Genomic DNA, 16,110 nt, shown 5'->3' on the forward strand with positions numbered 1-16,110 from the left:
GATACGGCGTCACACCCGTGGTGGCCGGGCCTCGTACGGGGTGGAGAGCACCACGGTGGTACGGGTGGAGACGCCGGACTGCGAACGGATCCGGGTGAGCAGGTGCTCCAGCTCCAGGGGGGTCGCCACCCGCACCTTGAGGATGTAGTTCTCCTCGCCGGCGACGCTGTGGCAGGCCTCGATCTCGGGGATGTCGGCGAGCCGGTCCGCGATGTCGTCGGGGGCGCTGGGGTCGAACGGTTTCACCGAGATGAACGCGGTCAGCGGCAGGCCGACCGCCTCGGGGTCGACGACGGCGGCGTAGCCGCGGATGACTCCGCGCTGCTCGAGGCGCCGGACGCGCTGATGCACCGCCGACGTGGACAGGCCCGTGGCCTTGCCCAGGTCGGTGTAGCTCATGCGCCCGTCCTTGACGAGCAACTCGACGATCTGACGATCCAGCTCCTCCATGCGGTCAACCTATTGCCCCCGGTGCCTCGCGGCACAGTCAGAGGCACCTCGGAGGGGCACCTGCGGGCGGCATGTGACGAAGACCACAGGTTTGCGACCGGGGTCGGCCGTGACCGGATGGTTATTCGGCCGGGCGGAAGGGAATTGCTTGCTGTGGTCGAGGCCGCAAGAGCCTGGTCGGCCCACCCGAGGGGGAGATTCTCCATGCAGGAGCCTGTTGATTCGGTCGTATCCCACGAGGACGACGAACTCGACGCATACGACACTTTCGAGATGGTCCGGGTGATCTGCCCGGACTGCGCGCAGCCCATCGCGCTGCTGGCGGACGAGGATGTGCTGCCGGAGCACGCGCTGTGCCCCACGCCGTGGAACCCGTTCGTACTGACGGTGTGCACCGGCACGGGGCGGGCGGCGTCGGACGCGCGCCCCGCCGACGAGTCGCTGGAGCTTCAGGAGCAGGACACGGCCCTGCTGCTGACCCTCCCGCAGGGGCTCGACTGGCGCACGCAGCCCTTCTCCCATGTGGGCGGCCCCGGCTCGCGGCCCATCAAGGTGCCGCGCCCGGCCCCCCGCAAGGTGTCGAGGGTGCGCCGCGCGGCCTGACACACCGCCCGACCCACCGATCATCGGCACCGATCACCAGTAACGGTCCTGCACCATCGCCCTGAGCGTGGCGTGGTGCAGGATCAGGGTGTCCGGGTCGCCCGGCATGTCCGCCTCGCCGAAGTGCACCTGCCGGTAGGCGATGCGGAGCATCACGATGGCGTGGCGCAGTGCGGCGTAGAGGGTGTGGAAGTCCATGTCGCGCGGTGTGTGGCCGGTGAGTTCGGCATAGCGCCGCTCCACGGCGTCGCGGCGCAGGAAGTCCGGCAGACCCGGCTGGCCGAAGCTCACGGTCAGGTCCTGGAAGAACCGGTGCAGGTAGATGGTCCAGCCCAGGTCGACCTCGCGCGGGGCGCAGCCGGCCATTTCCCAGTCGAGCACGGCGGCGGGTTCGAAGCCGTCGTAGACGATGTTCCCGATGCGCGCGTCGCCCCAGTTGAGCACGGCCGGGCCTTCGTCGGCGGGCCAGGTGGCTTCCAGCCGGTCGAAGGCCGACTCGATCAGCGGCGAACGGGGCCGCCCGTCGGTCACCCAGGCGTAGTAGGCGCGTTGGGCGTCGACATGGCGGCGCAGCGGGCTGCCACCGCGGCCCGCCGGCATCAGGAACTCGGCCTCGGCCACCGGGAACTGGTCATGGAGCCGGGCCAGCACGGAGACGCTGGCGGCTTCCAGCCGGGCGCGCTCGGCGTCGGTGGCGGCGTGCAGCCAGTTGCCTTCGTACGTGTACGGCATGACGTCCGGCGGTACGCGTCCGTCGGCGCGCGCCATGACGAAGAAGGGCGCGCCGAGCGGCGCGGGGTCCCGCTCCAGCCACAGGACGCGGGGCACGGGCACGTCGGTGTGTTCCGCCACCAGACGCATCACGCGGTACTGCCGCGCCATGTCGTAGACGGGGAAGACCGTGTACGCGGCGGGGTCGGCCGCCAGGCGCAGCGCGCAGGCGCGGACGGGCGCGTGCGGGTGGTCGATGGTGAAGAGGAGCGTCTCGCTGGACATGCCGTTCGACGTCGGTACGGCGACGTCGGCGACGCGTGCGCCGGGCAGCCGGGCGCCGAGCCAGACGGTGAGGCGGCGGGCGAGTTCCCCGGGGTCTCGGGTGGTGGTGCGGGGGCGTGGCGCCGTGGTCATGACGGTGCTCCTCATTCCGGTACGGGGCGGGGGGCACGGCTACGAACGCGTCAGCGGAAGCAGAAGCGGACAGCGCCCGGGGCGGGGGCCGGGGGCGGGTCGGGGCGGGGGCGGGGCCGAGACCGGGGCCGGGGCCGGGGGGCCAGGCCGGGGCCGGGGGGGGCAGACCGAGGCCGGGGGGCCAGGCCGGGTTCAGCGGTCGGGCAGCCGGCCGGCGACCGAGTCGTAACCGGTGAAGCCGCTCGGGTCGTGTCGGCCGAAGCTTCCGTGTTCGAAGATCCCGTAGCCGGTGCGGCCGTCGAGGGTGAAGCGGGCGGCATGGTCGGTGACCCCGAAGGCGGCCACCGGGTGGGCGGCCGGATCGGACAGGTCGTAGCCCCGCCGGTCGGTCCAGCCCCTGCCCTGCCAGGTGCCGTGCTGCCAGTCGGTCGCCGGGGGATAGCCGGCGCCCAGGGCGAGAGGGGAGGAGGTGAGGACGTCGACGCCGATCTCCAGGGGCTTGCGTGCGGGGTCCGTGAGGTGGATGACGGCTCGCTCGGGGTGGCGGGTTCCGGGTCGGTAGGTGATGTCGGTGTGGGACCGGCCGAGCTGGGTGTCGCGCCGGTCGTTGCGTACGAGCAGGGCTTCGTCGAGGCTGCGGTAGCCGTCGGCGTCCTCCTGGGCGATGACCATCACGAAACGGTCGTCGAACCGCATGGGGATCCAGAGCCAGTGGAAGCCCTCGGGGCGGAACTCGTCGGCGCGGCCCGGCTCCTCGCCGGGGATGGGGCGCACGCCCCAGCTGCGGTCGCGGGTCCCGGTCCACTCCCCCGCCGTCACGGGTATCTCCTCGCCGGCGACGCGGATGACGCCGGTGCAGTGGCCGGCCTGGACGTAACGGCGGGCTTCGAGGGTGAGTCGGCCGCCGCGGCGCTGCGTGTGGTGCGGTTCCCAGACGGCGGGGAAGTCGGCGGTCCAGGTGATGTCGTACGAGAAGGAGTCGGGGTCGGCCGGATCGGGGGCGCAGTGCAGGGTCAGGCGGCGCAGCGGTTCGTCGACGGTGATGCGCAGCGGGCCGACCGAGAGGGCGAGGCGGTCGTCGGTCAGGGCGTCGGAGGCGCGGACGGCGCGCAGCCGGTCGCCGGTGCGGAGGGTGGCATACGCGTCGATGACCCCGGTGTTGGGATAGACGCCGAGTCCGGTGATCAGCAGAGCCCGGCCCCGGTGGTCCAGGACGTGGAAGATGCAGCGGTCGTAGGCGTTGCGGTCACCGCTGATGTGGTGCTTCATCGACAGCGGCGCCTGGTGGACGGGGTACTCGTCGAGTGCGATCGGTCGGTCGTCGGGCGACACGCTGACCTCCGGTGACGGCGACGGGATTTGACGGTACGTCAGTTGTCGTGCCGTGGCCAGACGCGTGCCGGCACCGGGGCCGGGCGGGCGGGCGGGGCGGGTAGCCCGGCGAACTGGCGCCCGAATCCGGAGGGGGGTGACCAGGCCGGGCCGCCCCGCGTTGGCCGGGCATGACCTCGACGTACTCGACGTACTCGACGTACCCGACGAGCGGCTACGGCGTGAGCCGGATGTTTCCCGGCTCGGCAGAATCGGTTCCGCAGCCGGTCGACCCGCCCATCTACCAGGCGCTGGTCCGCCACTGGGCCAGCAGCGGCAGGACCGTGCCGGGCCGCCGCGACCAGGAGTGGATCAGGCTCACGGCGGCTCCGGCGTGGACGTTCCCCGGGGCGATCTCCGGCGAGACCCCCGGGCAGATCCCCGGACAGTTCGGCGGGCAGATCAGCGGCTCTCGGGGCCCACGATTCGACGGGCGATGACCATCCGCTGGATCTGGTTGGTGCCCTCGACGATCTGCAGCACCTTGGCGTCGCGCATATAGCGCTCGACCGGGAAGTCGGTGGTGTAGCCGTAGCCGCCCAGCACCTGCACCGCGTCGGTGGTGACCTTCATCGCCGCGTCCGAGCAGAACAGCTTGGCCATCGCCGCCTCCCGGGAGAACGGCCGGCCGGCGTCGCGCAGCCGGGCGGCGGCCAGGTACAGGGCACGCCCCGCCTCGATCTGGGTGGCCATGTCGGCCAGCATGAAGCGCAGCCCCTGGAAGTCGGCGATGGGACGGCCGAACTGCTGCCGCTGAGCGGCGTACGCGACGGCCTCGTCCAGCGCCGCCTGCGCGACGCCGACCGCGCACGCCGCGATGCCCAGACGACCGGAGTCCAGCGCGGACAGGGCGATCGCGAAGCCCTGCCCCTCGTCGCCGATACGGCGCGCGTCGGGGACGCGTACGCCGTCGAAGTGCACCTGGGCGGTGGGCGAGCCCTTCATGCCCATCTTCTTCTCGGGCGCCGCGGCCGAGAGCCCCTCGGCGTCACCCGGCACCAGGAAGGCGGTGATGCCCCGGGCGCCCTCGCCGCCCGTCCGGGCCAGGACCGTGTAGAAGTCGGCGACCCCGCCGTGGGTGATCCACGCCTTCGTACCGGTGATGACCCAGTCGTCGCCGTCGCGGACCGCCTTGGTGCGCAGGGAGGCGGCGTCGGAGCCGGACGAGGGCTCGGAGAGGCAGTACGCGCCGAGGAGACCGCCGCTCAGCATGGCCGGCAGGTGCTCGGCCCGCTGCTCCTTGGTGCCGTACCCGGCCAGGGCGTGGCAGGCCAGCGAGTGGACGCTGGTGCCGAGGCCCACGGTGAGGCGGCAGGCGGCGAGCTCTTCGATCACCTGGAGGTAGACCTCGTACGGCTGGTCGCCGCCGCCGAAACCGGAGTCGTACGGCAGGCCGAGCAGGCCGGATTCGGAGAGCAGGGAGAAGACCTCGCGCGGGAAGCGGCCGGCGTCCTCCTCCTCCGCCGCGCGCGGAGCGATCTCCCGCTGGACGATGTCACGCACCAGGGCGATCAGATCCCTGGATTCCTCGGTGGGCAGCTGACGTTCCACCGGCTGCGGGGCGCGGTCGGGCATGGGGGCGCTCTCCTCCCTGTCGGGCGCTGCGGCGGACGCGCGCGAACGGGTGGGCGGCGCCGCCGGGTCTCACTGCTTCGCCGATGCTGCCTTCCCGGATCACGGAACCGGCTGACCAGCGGCTGTGGCGGGTTGAGTATGCCCGATCGGGGGGCTCCCGTCACGGGGTGCCAGTGATCGTTCCTTCACGGACCAGCCGCTGCGCGGCAATTTCAACCCGGCCGATGTGTTCGACGCCATCGACATCGTCTGGGAGTACCCCAACGCCTGTGGCCTGACCTGCGACAGCAGCGGCCGGGACGCCTTCATCGCCCTCACGTCGATGACGTACGACCCGTCCCGCAAGCTGCTCCCGGTCGGCGGGACGGTCGGCGTGACGGTCTGAGGGACCGCGTACGCGCACTGCGGCACCGAGTGGTGGAGCTACGACACCCCCGCCACCCTCGCCGGGAAGATGGCCTACAGGACGCGGCGGGGCGAGCCCAGCGGCGACACCGCCAACGGCGAGCTGATCAAGGCGATCAGGTAGTCGCCAGAACCCAGGGACGTGTCACAGCAGGCCGACCTGCGTGACGAGCATCGCGAAGACGACGACGAGCACCCAGCCCAGGACGTGTTCCAGCAGCTGGGGGCCGTCGTCCTTCGGGCCTCCGGTACGGACACGGGGGGCGGCGGCAGCGGCGGCGTTCGTGGTCATGGCTTCTCGCTCTGCGGTCTGGTCGACGGACGTCCCCCCCGGGTGACCAGACCACAGTGCCAGCACGGACGGGCCCCGGGGTAGAGACGTTCATCACGCCCGCCGACCGCTCACCGGGCGCTCAGTGGATGCCGACCGCCGCCAGAGCCGTGCGCTGCGCGGTCGTGGGGTGGGCGGGCCAGTACAGGTAGCAGACACCGCCTGTGCCGGAGACCACTTTGCCGGAGGCGTTGTAGCGCTTGGTCCGCAGCCAGATGTTCTCCCACTCGCGGCGCCGGTAGACCCGGCGTACGGCCTCGTTGCTCGGGGACGCCGGGTCGTTGGCGATCACATCGCCGTCGGCCGTGAACCCGATCACGGTCATCAGGTGCCCGGCCGTGCCGTATCCCGCGCCCGTCAGCTCCTCCGCCCGGAAGGACTGCGACGTGATGGCCGGGATTCCGGCCCGGATCAGGGTCTCCAGCTCGGTCAGCGACCGCAGCCGGGTCACGACCGCGCTCAGGTCGTCGTACGTGGCGGCGTAGGCGGCGTTGAAGGGCCAGTTGCCGCAGCCGTCGTACTGGAAGTCGAACGTGAAGCGCGCGGCGTGGCAGACCTGGGGGTCGGCGAAGGCGGGGTTGACCCAGGCCAGGTCCTCGGCGGTCGGCTTGCGGCCCCAGTACTCGATGATCATCTGGGAGGAGGTGGGGCTGCACCAGGCCTCGCCGCCGTTGTCGTACTCGGGGTACTGCCCGATGTGCGTGTTCTGCGAGTAGCGCGGGACGATCAGTTCGCGGGCGAGGCCGGGCTCGGAGGCGGGCACCGTGAAGCGGTCCGGAATGTCCGACGCCATCGCGCCCACCCGCCACACGGCCGGCGTGAGCCGGGTGCCGGGCCTGCGGTGGAGGGTGAGCCGCAGCCGGTACGAGGCCAGGCGGAGCCCGCTCGCGGTGTCGTCGATCGCGAAGGTGTCGGTCCAGACCGTGCTGCGGCCGTCCTTCTGGCCGTCGACCGACGTGCGCCGGATGTCGCCGTCGCCGGCCGCCCAGCGGCCCATCACGTACCAGGGCGTCTCGGCGCCGTCCGTGTAACGGCCCTTCAGCTCGACCGCGATCCAGGTGCCGGCCGGGGTGTGGGCGTTCCAGGAGGCGACGACCTCGGTCGCCGAGACGGTGGAGACGTGCTCGGGCGAGGTCCAGGTCCCGTACTCCCAGGTGGCCTTGGTGCCGGTGTGCGGATCGGTGTAGTCGGTACGCCCGGCGGGGGCGTCGATCGTCAGCGCGGGGCGGTGGCCGGAGACGGCGCGGGTGCCGGCGCAGGTGCCGGAGCGCCAGTCGGTGTACGAGGTCCAGAAGCGGTTGTCGACGAGGCCGCTCGCCCGCTGCTCCGGGCCGGCGGTCGCGGGCGCGGAGGTGGCGGCGGTGCCGGCGGCCGCGGCGGTGGCGGCTGTCGCCGGCGGAGCGGTCCCCGGCGCGGCGGCGACCGTGGCGGAGGGCGCCACCGCGCTCCCCGCGACGCCGAGCACGGCCGCGAGCACGGTCCGGCGAGGCGTGGACGGCGGCGCGGACTGCGGCGCGGACGGCGCGGACTGCGGCGGCGCGGATGAGGGGGTGGGCGGCGGCGTGGAGTCGGTCATGGCGGTGTGACCCCCAGACGGGTGTACGGACGGGGCGACAAGTGCACGACGGGTGCGCCCACTATCCCGGTCCGGGCGCGCCCCGGCCAGCAACCCGGCGTCGCGTCGCCCCACCAATATTGGTCTCCACCTGTGGCTTTGTAGGGTGGTCGGCATGAACGACCTCGACCGCCACGCCGCCGCGCTGCGCGCGCTGCCGCCCTCGTGCGGCCCCGTCCGGCTGGTCGCGGTCGACGGCCACGCCGGTTCGGGCAAGTCCACCTTCGCGGGCCGGCTCGCGAGGGCGCTCGGCGGCGCCCCGGTGCTCCACCTCGATGACATCGCCACGCACGACGAGCTGTTCTCCTGGACGGACCGGCTCAGGGCGGAGGTACTCGAACCGCTGAGCCGTGGCGAGGTCGCGCACTTTCACCCGTACGACTGGAATCTCCGCCGCTTCGACCCGCCCCGGCCGCTCCCCCCGGCCCCGGTCGTCCTCATCGAGGGTGTGGGCGCCGGCCGCCGTGCGCTGCGGCCCCATCTGGCCCGGCTGCTGTGGATGGAGCGGGGCGCCGAGGAGTCCTGGGAGCGGGGGCGTCACCGGGACGGACCTGCGCAGTACGCGTTCTGGGACGGATGGACGGCGGCGGAGACTCGCCATTTCGCGGCGGACCCTTCCCGGCCCTTCGCCGACGTGCTGGTACGGGAGTGCCCATCGGGATACGAGTGGCTCCCGGGCTCTCCTGCGACAGCAGGCCCGAACCAGATCATCACCTAGCGTGACCGACTTTCGCCCCCGTCCCGGCCCCCCTACTGAGCAGTCGGAAATCAGCCTTCAGAGTGCCCCAACTTCGCTTGACCGACGGGGCGTACAGGTCTTACGTTCTCAATGTGCGGCTTTCCGGAGCCGCCGCATACGCGAAGCCCCCGGTTGTTCCCCCGTGATCGGGGGCTTCGTTCTGCCCTCACGCACCTCCCCCAGCGCCGCTCGAGCACCCGACGCTCACCGTCGGTCACCGTCCCCGGAACGCTCGCGGATCGCTCGCGGCACCTCGCGGCACCCTTAAGCGCACACTCCCCGTGCAGGTACGATGCCTCTCGGTGCGGTCAAATCCCGTTCATGAGAGGGCGATTGGGAACGCTTCCGGCGGGCGGCCGCCCGGCGGACAGGTACGGGGCACGGTTTGTGGGGGACCCGATGGACATCGGCACGCAGGGCACGCACGCCCCGGCCGACCTCGCCTGGCTGCGCGGCGTGGACGCCTACACCATGGGCGCATATCCGCAGGCGGAGGAGGAGTTCCGGGCGGCGGTGCGGATCGATCCCGGAATGGCCGACGGCTGGCTCGGACTGCACGCGCTGCGCGTCGACACGACGACCGCGCTGCTGCGGATGTACCGCAACCGGGACCGCTTCGGTGAGCAGCGCGCCCGCTACCGCCACACGCTGAACTCCTGGTACTGGCTCGGCTGGTGGGTCCAGCCCGTGCTGGAGAGCCCGCGCGACCTGCTGCTCGCGCACGCCTCGCACTGGCTCGACGGCCGGCACGTGCCGGAACTGGACCGGGCACTGGCCGGTCTGCCGCCCGTCGACACCGACCCGCAGGTCCGCTTCCTGCACGCCTGCCGGGCCTACCTGGTCAAGGACTGGGACCAGCTCGTGCGCCACACCGAGCCGCTCGTGAACGATCCGCTGCTCGGCATCGAGGCCGGGCTGTTCGGGGGCATGGCACGGGTACGGCTGGAGATGTACGGGCAGGCCGAGCCGCTGCTGTCCGCCGCCCTGATGCGCTGCCGCAGCGAGCAGCCACAGCGCAAGGAGCTGCGCTACTGGCTGGCCCGCGCCCGTGAGGGCACCGGCCGCAGCGCCGCCGCGCTCCCCCTGTACCGGGCCGTGCACCGGATCGACCCGGCCTTCATGGACACCGCCGCGCGGCTCGCGGCGATCGCCGAGTACGACGGGTTCGACGGCTCCGACGATCCGGCGGCGGACCTGGCCTCGGCCTCCGTGACCTTGGCCGGCGTCGGTCAGGACACCATGGACCTCCCCGACGTCCCGGAAACCCCGCCCGGCGACGGGCTCCGCCTGGGCGGCGAGCCGCAGCCGCCGGCTCAGCCCCCGCCTGTCGTCCCCCATGGCGTACGGGAGAAGGCGCCCGGGCCCGGCCGCCGGTCGCGCCCCGCGGCGTTCCCCGCCGGTCCCACCGACCCGGCGCTGCTGGCGGAGGCGCTCGCCGAGCTGGAGCGCATGGTGGGCCTGGAACCGGTGAAGCGGCAGGTCAAGGCGCTCTCGGCACAGCTGGAGATGGCGCGGTTGCGCGCCGGGCAGGGCCTTCCGGTGCAGCCGCCGAAACGTCACTTTGTCTTCTCCGGTCCCTCCGGCACCGGTAAGACGACGGTCGCCAGGATCCTCGGCCGGGTCTTCTACGCCCTCGGGCTGCTCGGTGGCGACCATCTCGTGGAGGCCCAGCGCTCCGATCTGGTCGGGGAGTTCCTCGGCCAGACCGCCGTGAAGGCCAACGAGCTGATCGACTCGGCGCTGGGCGGGGTGCTGTTCGTCGACGAGGCGTACTCCCTGTCCAACTCCGGATACAGCAAGGGTGACGCGTACGGCGACGAGGCGCTTCAGGTGCTGCTCAAGCGTGCCGAGGACAACCGTGACCACCTGGTGGTCATCCTCGCCGGCTACCCGGAGGGCATGGACCGGCTGCTGGCTGCCAACCCGGGCCTGTCGTCCCGCTTCACCACGCGGGTCGACTTCCCCTCGTACCGGCCGCTCGAACTGACCGCGATCGGCGAGGTGCTGGCCGCGGCGAACGACGACGTGTGGGACGAGGAGGCCCTGGAGGAGCTGCGGTCCATCAGCGGCCACGTGGTGGACCAGGGCTGGATCGACGAGCTGGGCAACGGCCGGTTCCTGCGCACGCTGTACGAGAAGTCGTGCGCGTACCGCGACCTGCGGCTGTCCGGCTACGCCGTGACGCCCACCCGCGAGGACCTCGCCACGCTGCGCCTGCCGGACCTGATGCAGGCGTACGGCGAGGTCCTCTCGGGCCGCGGCCCCACCCCGCGCGGCCCCCAGGACCCCCCGGGCGCGCCCGGCTCCCCCGGCCCGACGGGCTACTGACCGCACGGAGGAACCCCACCCGGGCCGGCCCATGACCCGACGCCCGACGGGCGGCGCGCCACGACACGCCCCGGCCCGGGCACCCCACGACACGGCGTGCCCCCGGCTGCACGGCCCCGCCCGACCGGCAAACCGACACAAGCGCGGCATGGCGCGAGCGCGTCACGGGCACGCCACGGGCACGGCACAGGTGCGCGCGCGGGCGCGGCACGGCGCAGGTGCGGGCGCGGCCCAGTGCGGCACGGAAGCCGGCGCGGCACGGGCACGGGCACGGCGCGGGCGCCGCACGGTCCAGTGCGGCGCGGGCGCGGCACGGCGCGGGCACAGCGCGGGCGCAGGCACAGCGCGGGCGCAGGCACAGCGCGGGCGCAGGCACAGCGCGGGTGCGGGGCACACCGCGGGTGCGGGGCACACCGCGGGCGTGCGGTGAGTGCCGCAGGGTGCGCACCGGTTGCGGCGGCGCCGGGCCGGCCGGTGGTGACCGGCGGCCCGGGCCGATCGGCGCGGCGCCCGGGCAGGAGCCGCGCCGCCGGTCAGGCGGTGAGGACGCCCTGGGCCGGGCCCGGGTCGGCGGTCGGCTCACGGATACCGGCCGGGGCGGCAGCGGTGGACCGGTCCGTGGCCGGGCCCGCGGCGGGCGGGGTGACCGCGGGGGCCAGGGGCGTGGCCGCGCGGTGCGCGGGGTCGCGGACCTCGCCGACCAGCATTTCCAGGACGTCCTCCAGCGCGACCAGGCCCAGGACCCGCCCCGACGCGTCGGCGACCTGGGCCAGGTGCGTGGCCGCACGGCGCATGACCGTAAGGGCGTCGTCGAGCGGCAGCTCGGCCCGCAGCGTGGCCATCGGGCGCCACACGTGCTGCGGTACGGCCCGGTCGGCGTCCTCCAGGTCCAGCACGTCCTTGACGTGCACGAAGCCCATGAAGACGCCGCCCCCGCCCTCCGCGCACACCGGGAAGCGGGAGTACCCGGTGCGGACGGTGAGCTCCTCGACCTCGGCCGGGGTGACCGACGGGGTGACCGTCACCAGGGACGTACGGGGGATGAGGACGTCGGAGACGGGGCGGCTGCCCAGTTCCAGGGCGTCCTCCAGCCGCTCCTGCTCGGCCGGGTCGAGCAGCCCGGCCTGGCCCGCGTCCTCGACGAGCCGGCCGAGCTGGGCGCTGGTGAACACCGCCTCCACCTCGTCCTTCGGCTCCACCCCGAAGGCCTTCAGCACCAGCCGGGAGCACGCGCCGAGCGCCGCCGTCACCGGGCGGCACAGCCGGGCGAAGCCGACGAGCCCGGGGCTGAGCCACAGCGCGGTCTTCTCCGGCGCCGCCATGGCGAGGTTCTTCGGCAGCATCTCGCCGATGACGAGGTGCAGGAAGACCACCACGGCCAGCGCGATGACGTAGCCCAGTGGATGGATCAGGCCCTCGGGCAGGTGCACGGCGTGGAAGACGGGTTCCAGCAGGTGCGCCACCGTCGGTTCGGCGACCGCGCCGAGGGTGAGGGAGCAGACGGTGATGCCGAACTGCGCGGCGGCCATCATCTGCGGCAGGTTCTCCAGGCCGTACAGGACCTGGCGGGCCCGCTTGGATCCGGGGCCGAGCGGCTCGATCTGGCTGCGGCGTACGGAGACGAGGGCGAACTCGGCGCCCACGAAGAAGCCGTTCGCGAGCACCAGCAGCCCCGCGAAGAGCAGTTGGAGGACGCTCACCGGGCCGCCTCCAGCACGGCGTCGGCCGTACGGACCAGGCGGACGCGCTCGGCGCGGTACCGGTCCACCTGGCGTACGGAGAGACGCCAGCCGGGCAGTTCGGCGCGGTCGCCCGGGGCCGGGATGCGGCCGAGCAGGTCGGCGACGAGCCCGGCGACGGTCTCGTACGGCCCGTCGGGGACGTCGAGGCCTATCCGCTTCAGGGTGTGGACGCGGCAGCTGCCGTCGGCCTCCCACGCGGGGTGGCCGTCCTCGGCGGCGACGGCGGCCAGTTCGGGCAGGTCGTCGCCCTCGGCGTCGTGCTCGTCGCGGACCTCGCCGACGAGCTCCTCGACGATGTCCTCCAGGGTGACCACGCCGGCCGTGCCGCCGTACTCGTCGACGACGACGGCGATCGGCTGCTCGCTGCGCAGCCGCTCCAGGAGCGCCTGGGCGGGCAGCGTCTCGGGGACGAGCAGCGGCGGGACGGCGACCCGGCCCACCGGCGTACGCAGCCGCTCGTGCGCGGGCACGGCGAGCGCGTCCTTCAGGTGGACCATGCCGACGATCTCGTCGATGCGTTCCCGGTACACCGGGAAGCGGGAAAGGCCGGTGGCCCGGGTCAGGTTGACGACGTCGGCGGCGGTGGCGTCGGTCCGCAGCGCGTTGACCTTCACGCGCGGGGTCATCACGTGCTGCGCGGTCAGCCCGCCCAGAGACAGTGTCCGTACGAAGAGGTCGGCCGTGTCCTGTTCGAGGGCGCCGGCCCGCGCCGAGTGCCGGGCGAGCGAGACCAGCTCGCCGGGCGTACGGGCGGAGGCGAGCTCCTCGGTGGGCTCGACGCCCAAGCGCCGCACGAGACGGTTGGCGGCGGCGTTGAGCAGGGTGATGACCGGCCGGAAGGCGGACGAGAACAGGGTTTGCGGCCCGGCGACGAACCGCGCGACCTGCAGGGGCCGGGAGACGGCCCAGTTCTTGGGGACCAGCTCGCCGATCACCATCTGGACGGCGGACGCGCCCAGCATGCCGATGGCCACCGCGACGCCGGAGACGGCCCCTTCGGGCAGTCCGGTCGCGGTGAGGGGCCCGTCGAGGAGCTGCGCGAGCGCGGGCTCGGCGAGCATGCCGACGACGAGTGAGGTGATGGTGATGCCCAGCTGGGTGCCGGACAGCTGGAACGACAGCTCCCGCAGGGCCTTGACGACCGTACGGGCCCGGCGGTCGCCCTCGGCGGCGGCGCGTTCGGCGTCCGCCCGCTCCACGGTGACGAGCCCGAACTCTGCCGCCACGAAGAAGCCGTTGGCGAGGATCAGGAGGAATGCCGCGGTGAGCAGCAGGAGGGGGGTGGTCATGCCGCCGCCTCCTCGGAGGGGGCGGCGCAGGTACTACCGGACGATCCGTCCATTGCTGGAGGGAATCACTCCTCGGGTCGCAGGTGCCTCGCCGGCCTGGTGGTGCGTGTGCTGCCGTATGCGCGAGGCGGTGGCGCGCTCGGCGCCACCGCCATAAGAGTAATCACGCCTGCCCCTGGTGGGGCAGAGGGTCGGCGCCCGAACGGGCGACATGCCCGGTCGTGGGACCGCCCGCTCAGGCGGCGTCGGTGCCGGTGCCGCGGGCCTCCGCGAGCGCGCGCAGCGCCCGTGCGTCACGGATGGCCTGCTGCTTGCCGATGCCGGGCTGGATGCCCAGCGCGGGCATGCTGGTGCCGTCGCTCAGGTCGAGGAAGACCCAGGGGTCGCCCTCGCGCAGGTTCACCTGGAGGATCTCGGCCCATGCCAGGCGGCGCGTCCGGGTGAGGTTGACGACGGTGACGCCCTCGTCGTCGGCGACGACCTTGGGGCGGCTGAGGAGCGCCAGGACGCCGAAGAAGAGCGCCGCGGTGAAGACGAAGCTCACGCGCTCCCCCGCGCCGAGCTTCTCCAGCATCAGGGCGACGGCCGTGATGGTCACGAACATCACCGTGCCCACGGTCAGCAGGACGGCCCGGGTCCGGGTCGGCCGGAAGGTGACCGGCAGGGCGGGGACGTGGGGGTCGGACATCTGTCGGTACCGATTCCGCTTCTGGTTCTGGCTCTGGCTCTGGCTCTGGTACGGGCTCTGGTTCTGGCTCTGGCTCTGGCTCTGGTACGGGCTCTGGTTCTGGCTCTGGTTCTGGCTCTGGTTCGGGCTTGGGAGCCGGGTCCTAGAGGCGGCAGGCGTGGATCTCGGTCGTCAGGATGGCGCGCGCCCCCAGGGCGTACAGGTCGTCCATGATCCGCTGTGCCTCCCTGGCGGGGACCATCGCGCGGACGGCGACCCAGCCCTCGTTGTGCAGCGGCGAGACGGTCGGGGACTCCAGGCCGGGGGTGAGGGCGACGGCCTGCTCCAGGTGCTCGGCGCGGCAGTCGTAGTCCATCATCACGTACGAACGGGCCACCAGGACGCCCTGGAGGCGGCGCAGGAACTGCTGCACCTTCGGGTCGTCGGCGGGGGCGCCGGTGCGGCGGATGACGACGGCCTCGGACTTGAGGATCGGCTCGCCGATGACCTCCAGGCCCGCGTTGCGCAGCGAGGTGCCGGTCTCCACGACGTCGGCGATGATCTGGGCGACGCCGAGTTCGATGGCGGTCTCGACCGCGCCGTCGAGGTGGACGACGGACGCGTCGATCCCCTGGTCGGCGAGGTGCTTGGCGACGATGCCCTCGTAGGAGGTGGCGATCGTCATGCCGCCGAAGTCGGCGGGGCCGCTCGCGGTGCCGGGCTTGGTGGCGTACCGGAAGGTGGAGCGGGCGAAGCCGAGCTGGAGGATCTCCTCGGCGTTGGCGCCGGAGTCCAGCAGCAGGTCGCGGCCGGTGATGCCGATGTCGAGCTTGCCGGAGCTGACGTAGATGGCGATGTCGCGGGGGCGGAGGTAGAAGAACTCGACCTCGTTCTCCGGGTCGACCATCACCAGCTCTTTGGACTCCTTGCGCTGCTGGTAGCCGGCCTCATGGAGCATCGCCGACGCAGGTCCGGACAGTGAACCCTTGTTGGGGACGGCGATGCGCAGCATGGGGTGGGCTTCCTAACTGTGAAAAGGAGGTTCTGGGTGGAAGGGGGTGGGCTCAGAGGTGGGCGTAGACGTCGTCGAGCGAGATCCCGCGGGCGACCATCATCACCTGGACGTGGTACAGCAGCTGCGAGATCTCCTCGGCGGCGGCTTCCTTGCCCTCGTACTCGGCGGCCATCCAGACCTCGGCGGCCTCCTCGACGACCTTCTTGCCGATGGCATGGACGCCCTTGTCCACCAGCTCGGCGGTGCGGGAGGTGGCGGGGTCGCCGGTCTTGGCCTTGAGCTCCAGCTCGGCGAAGAGCTCTTCGAAGGTTTTGTTCGCCATGATGGTCCTAAGAGTACGGGGTGGGGCGTGCCCACTCAGCGCCAGGGTTCGCTGACCGTGCGCAGTGTGGTGGCGGTGGCGACGGCGGCGGTGACCGCCTCGTGGCCCTTGTCCTCGTTCGAGCCCTCCAGGCCGGCCCGGTCCAGGGCCTGCTCCTCGGTGTCGCAGGTGAGGACGCCGAAGCCGACGGGGACGCCGGTGTCGACGGAGACCTGGACGAGGCCCTGGGTGACGCCCTGGCACACGTACTCGAAGTGGGGGGTGCCGCCCCGGATGACGACGCCGAGCGCGACGATCGCGTCGTAGCCGCGGCCGGCGAGGACCTTGGCGACGACCGGGAGCTCGAAGCTGCCGGGGACCCGGAGCAGGGTCGGCTCGTCGATGCCGAGCTCGTGCAGGGCGCGCAGGGCACCGTCGACGAGGCCGTCCATGATCTTCTCGTGCCACTGCGCCGCGATCACGGCGACCCGGAGGTCGCCGCAGTTCTTCACGCTCAGTTCGGGTGCGCCCTTGCCGCTCACGTGCGTACT

Annotated in this window: 16 protein-coding genes and 1 pseudogene; 5 read left to right on the forward strand and 12 right to left on the reverse strand. The window is 72.7% G+C overall.

Annotated elements, in window-relative coordinates:
- Nucleotides 1-9 precede the first annotated feature (9 nt).
- Nucleotides 10-450: an Lrp/AsnC family transcriptional regulator gene (locus tag AMK26_RS28755; protein WP_073757965.1), complete on the reverse strand. Its 441-nt coding sequence runs from the start codon at nucleotides 448-450 to the stop codon at nucleotides 10-12.
- 204 nt (nucleotides 451-654) lie between these two features.
- On the opposite strand from AMK26_RS28755, the gene AMK26_RS28760 reads away from it, so the two are divergent.
- Nucleotides 655-1,053, forward strand: coding sequence for a hypothetical protein (locus AMK26_RS28760; RefSeq protein ID WP_073757967.1), 399 nt, complete (start codon nucleotides 655-657; stop codon nucleotides 1,051-1,053).
- A gap of 33 nt (nucleotides 1,054-1,086) precedes the next feature.
- Here the strand turns inward: AMK26_RS28760 and AMK26_RS28765 are convergent, their stop codons facing one another.
- Nucleotides 1,087-2,181, reverse strand: coding sequence for a phosphotransferase family protein (locus AMK26_RS28765; RefSeq protein ID WP_073757969.1), 1,095 nt, complete (start codon nucleotides 2,179-2,181; stop codon nucleotides 1,087-1,089).
- A gap of 192 nt (nucleotides 2,182-2,373) precedes the next feature.
- Nucleotides 2,374-3,450 (reverse strand): DUF7064 domain-containing protein, encoded by a 1,077-nt coding sequence (locus AMK26_RS28770; protein WP_073758638.1) that lies wholly within the window; start codon nucleotides 3,448-3,450, stop codon nucleotides 2,374-2,376.
- A gap of 233 nt (nucleotides 3,451-3,683) precedes the next feature.
- Between AMK26_RS28770 and AMK26_RS28775 the strand changes: the two genes are divergently transcribed.
- Nucleotides 3,684-3,992 carry a hypothetical protein gene (locus tag AMK26_RS28775; protein WP_338015605.1) on the forward strand — a complete coding sequence of 103 codons (309 nt, stop codon included), beginning with the start codon at nucleotides 3,684-3,686 and terminating at the stop codon, nucleotides 3,990-3,992.
- Here the strand turns inward: AMK26_RS28775 and AMK26_RS28780 are convergent.
- Nucleotides 3,955-5,127: an acyl-CoA dehydrogenase family protein gene (locus AMK26_RS28780; protein WP_073757971.1), complete on the reverse strand. Its 1,173-nt coding sequence runs from the start codon at nucleotides 5,125-5,127 to the stop codon at nucleotides 3,955-3,957. The genes AMK26_RS28775 and AMK26_RS28780 overlap by 38 nt on opposite strands.
- 220 nt (nucleotides 5,128-5,347) lie before the next feature.
- Between AMK26_RS28780 and AMK26_RS35885 the strand changes: the two are divergent.
- A pseudogene (locus AMK26_RS35885) lies at nucleotides 5,348-5,656 on the forward strand (hypothetical protein); the annotation flags it as partial.
- Between the two features lie 21 nt (nucleotides 5,657-5,677).
- On the opposite strand, the gene AMK26_RS36460 reads toward AMK26_RS35885, so the two are convergent.
- Together AMK26_RS36460 and AMK26_RS28785 are read right to left on the reverse strand one after the other, a co-directional pair.
- Nucleotides 5,678-5,824: an SCO1431 family membrane protein gene (locus AMK26_RS36460; RefSeq protein WP_107418080.1), complete on the reverse strand. Its 147-nt coding sequence runs from the start codon at nucleotides 5,822-5,824 to the stop codon at nucleotides 5,678-5,680.
- A 121-nt stretch (nucleotides 5,825-5,945) separates the two neighbouring features.
- Nucleotides 5,946-7,439: a peptidase C39 family protein gene (locus AMK26_RS28785; RefSeq protein ID WP_107421067.1), complete on the reverse strand. Its 1,494-nt coding sequence runs from the start codon at nucleotides 7,437-7,439 to the stop codon at nucleotides 5,946-5,948.
- Nucleotides 7,440-7,593: 154 nt separating this feature from the next.
- Between AMK26_RS28785 and AMK26_RS28790 the strand changes: the two genes are divergently transcribed.
- Nucleotides 7,594-8,196 (forward strand): uridine kinase family protein, encoded by a 603-nt coding sequence (locus AMK26_RS28790; RefSeq protein WP_073757975.1) that lies wholly within the window; start codon nucleotides 7,594-7,596, stop codon nucleotides 8,194-8,196.
- Between the two features lie 420 nt (nucleotides 8,197-8,616).
- On the forward strand, nucleotides 8,617-10,545 hold the full coding sequence (locus tag AMK26_RS28795) for an AAA family ATPase (RefSeq protein WP_073757977.1): 1,929 nt from the start codon (nucleotides 8,617-8,619) through the stop codon (nucleotides 10,543-10,545).
- Nucleotides 10,546-11,078: 533 nt separating this feature from the next.
- Here AMK26_RS28795 and AMK26_RS28800 read toward each other — a convergent pair.
- The 6 genes from AMK26_RS28800 to ribH form a co-directional block, all read right to left on the reverse strand.
- A complete protein-coding gene (locus AMK26_RS28800; RefSeq protein ID WP_079277865.1) occupies nucleotides 11,079-12,245 on the reverse strand; it encodes a hemolysin family protein in 1,167 nt (388 codons plus the stop codon).
- Complete coding sequence (locus AMK26_RS28805) at nucleotides 12,242-13,576, reverse strand: hemolysin family protein (protein WP_073757979.1); 1,335 nt, start codon at nucleotides 13,574-13,576, stop codon at nucleotides 12,242-12,244. The genes AMK26_RS28800 and AMK26_RS28805 overlap by 4 nt, the downstream gene beginning before the upstream one ends.
- Nucleotides 13,577-13,811: 235 nt before the next feature.
- Nucleotides 13,812-14,264 (reverse strand): PH domain-containing protein, encoded by a 453-nt coding sequence (locus AMK26_RS28810; protein ID WP_073757981.1) that lies wholly within the window; start codon nucleotides 14,262-14,264, stop codon nucleotides 13,812-13,814.
- 142 nt (nucleotides 14,265-14,406) lie between these two features.
- Nucleotides 14,407-15,255, reverse strand: coding sequence for an ATP phosphoribosyltransferase (gene hisG, locus AMK26_RS28815; protein ID WP_073757983.1), 849 nt, complete (start codon nucleotides 15,253-15,255; stop codon nucleotides 14,407-14,409).
- Nucleotides 15,256-15,307: 52 nt separating this feature from the next.
- Nucleotides 15,308-15,580, reverse strand: coding sequence for a phosphoribosyl-ATP diphosphatase (locus AMK26_RS28820; RefSeq protein WP_031078175.1), 273 nt, complete (start codon nucleotides 15,578-15,580; stop codon nucleotides 15,308-15,310).
- 35 nt (nucleotides 15,581-15,615) lie between these two features.
- The gene (gene ribH / locus AMK26_RS28825; protein WP_073757985.1) at nucleotides 15,616-16,101 is read right to left on the reverse strand and encodes a 6,7-dimethyl-8-ribityllumazine synthase; all 486 of its coding nucleotides are present in this window, start codon (nucleotides 16,099-16,101) and stop codon (nucleotides 15,616-15,618) included.
- Nucleotides 16,102-16,110 lie beyond the last annotated feature (9 nt).

The organism is Streptomyces sp. CB03234, assembly GCF_001905885.1.
In the GTDB taxonomy this organism is placed as follows: Bacteria; Actinomycetota; Actinomycetes; order Streptomycetales; family Streptomycetaceae; genus Streptomyces.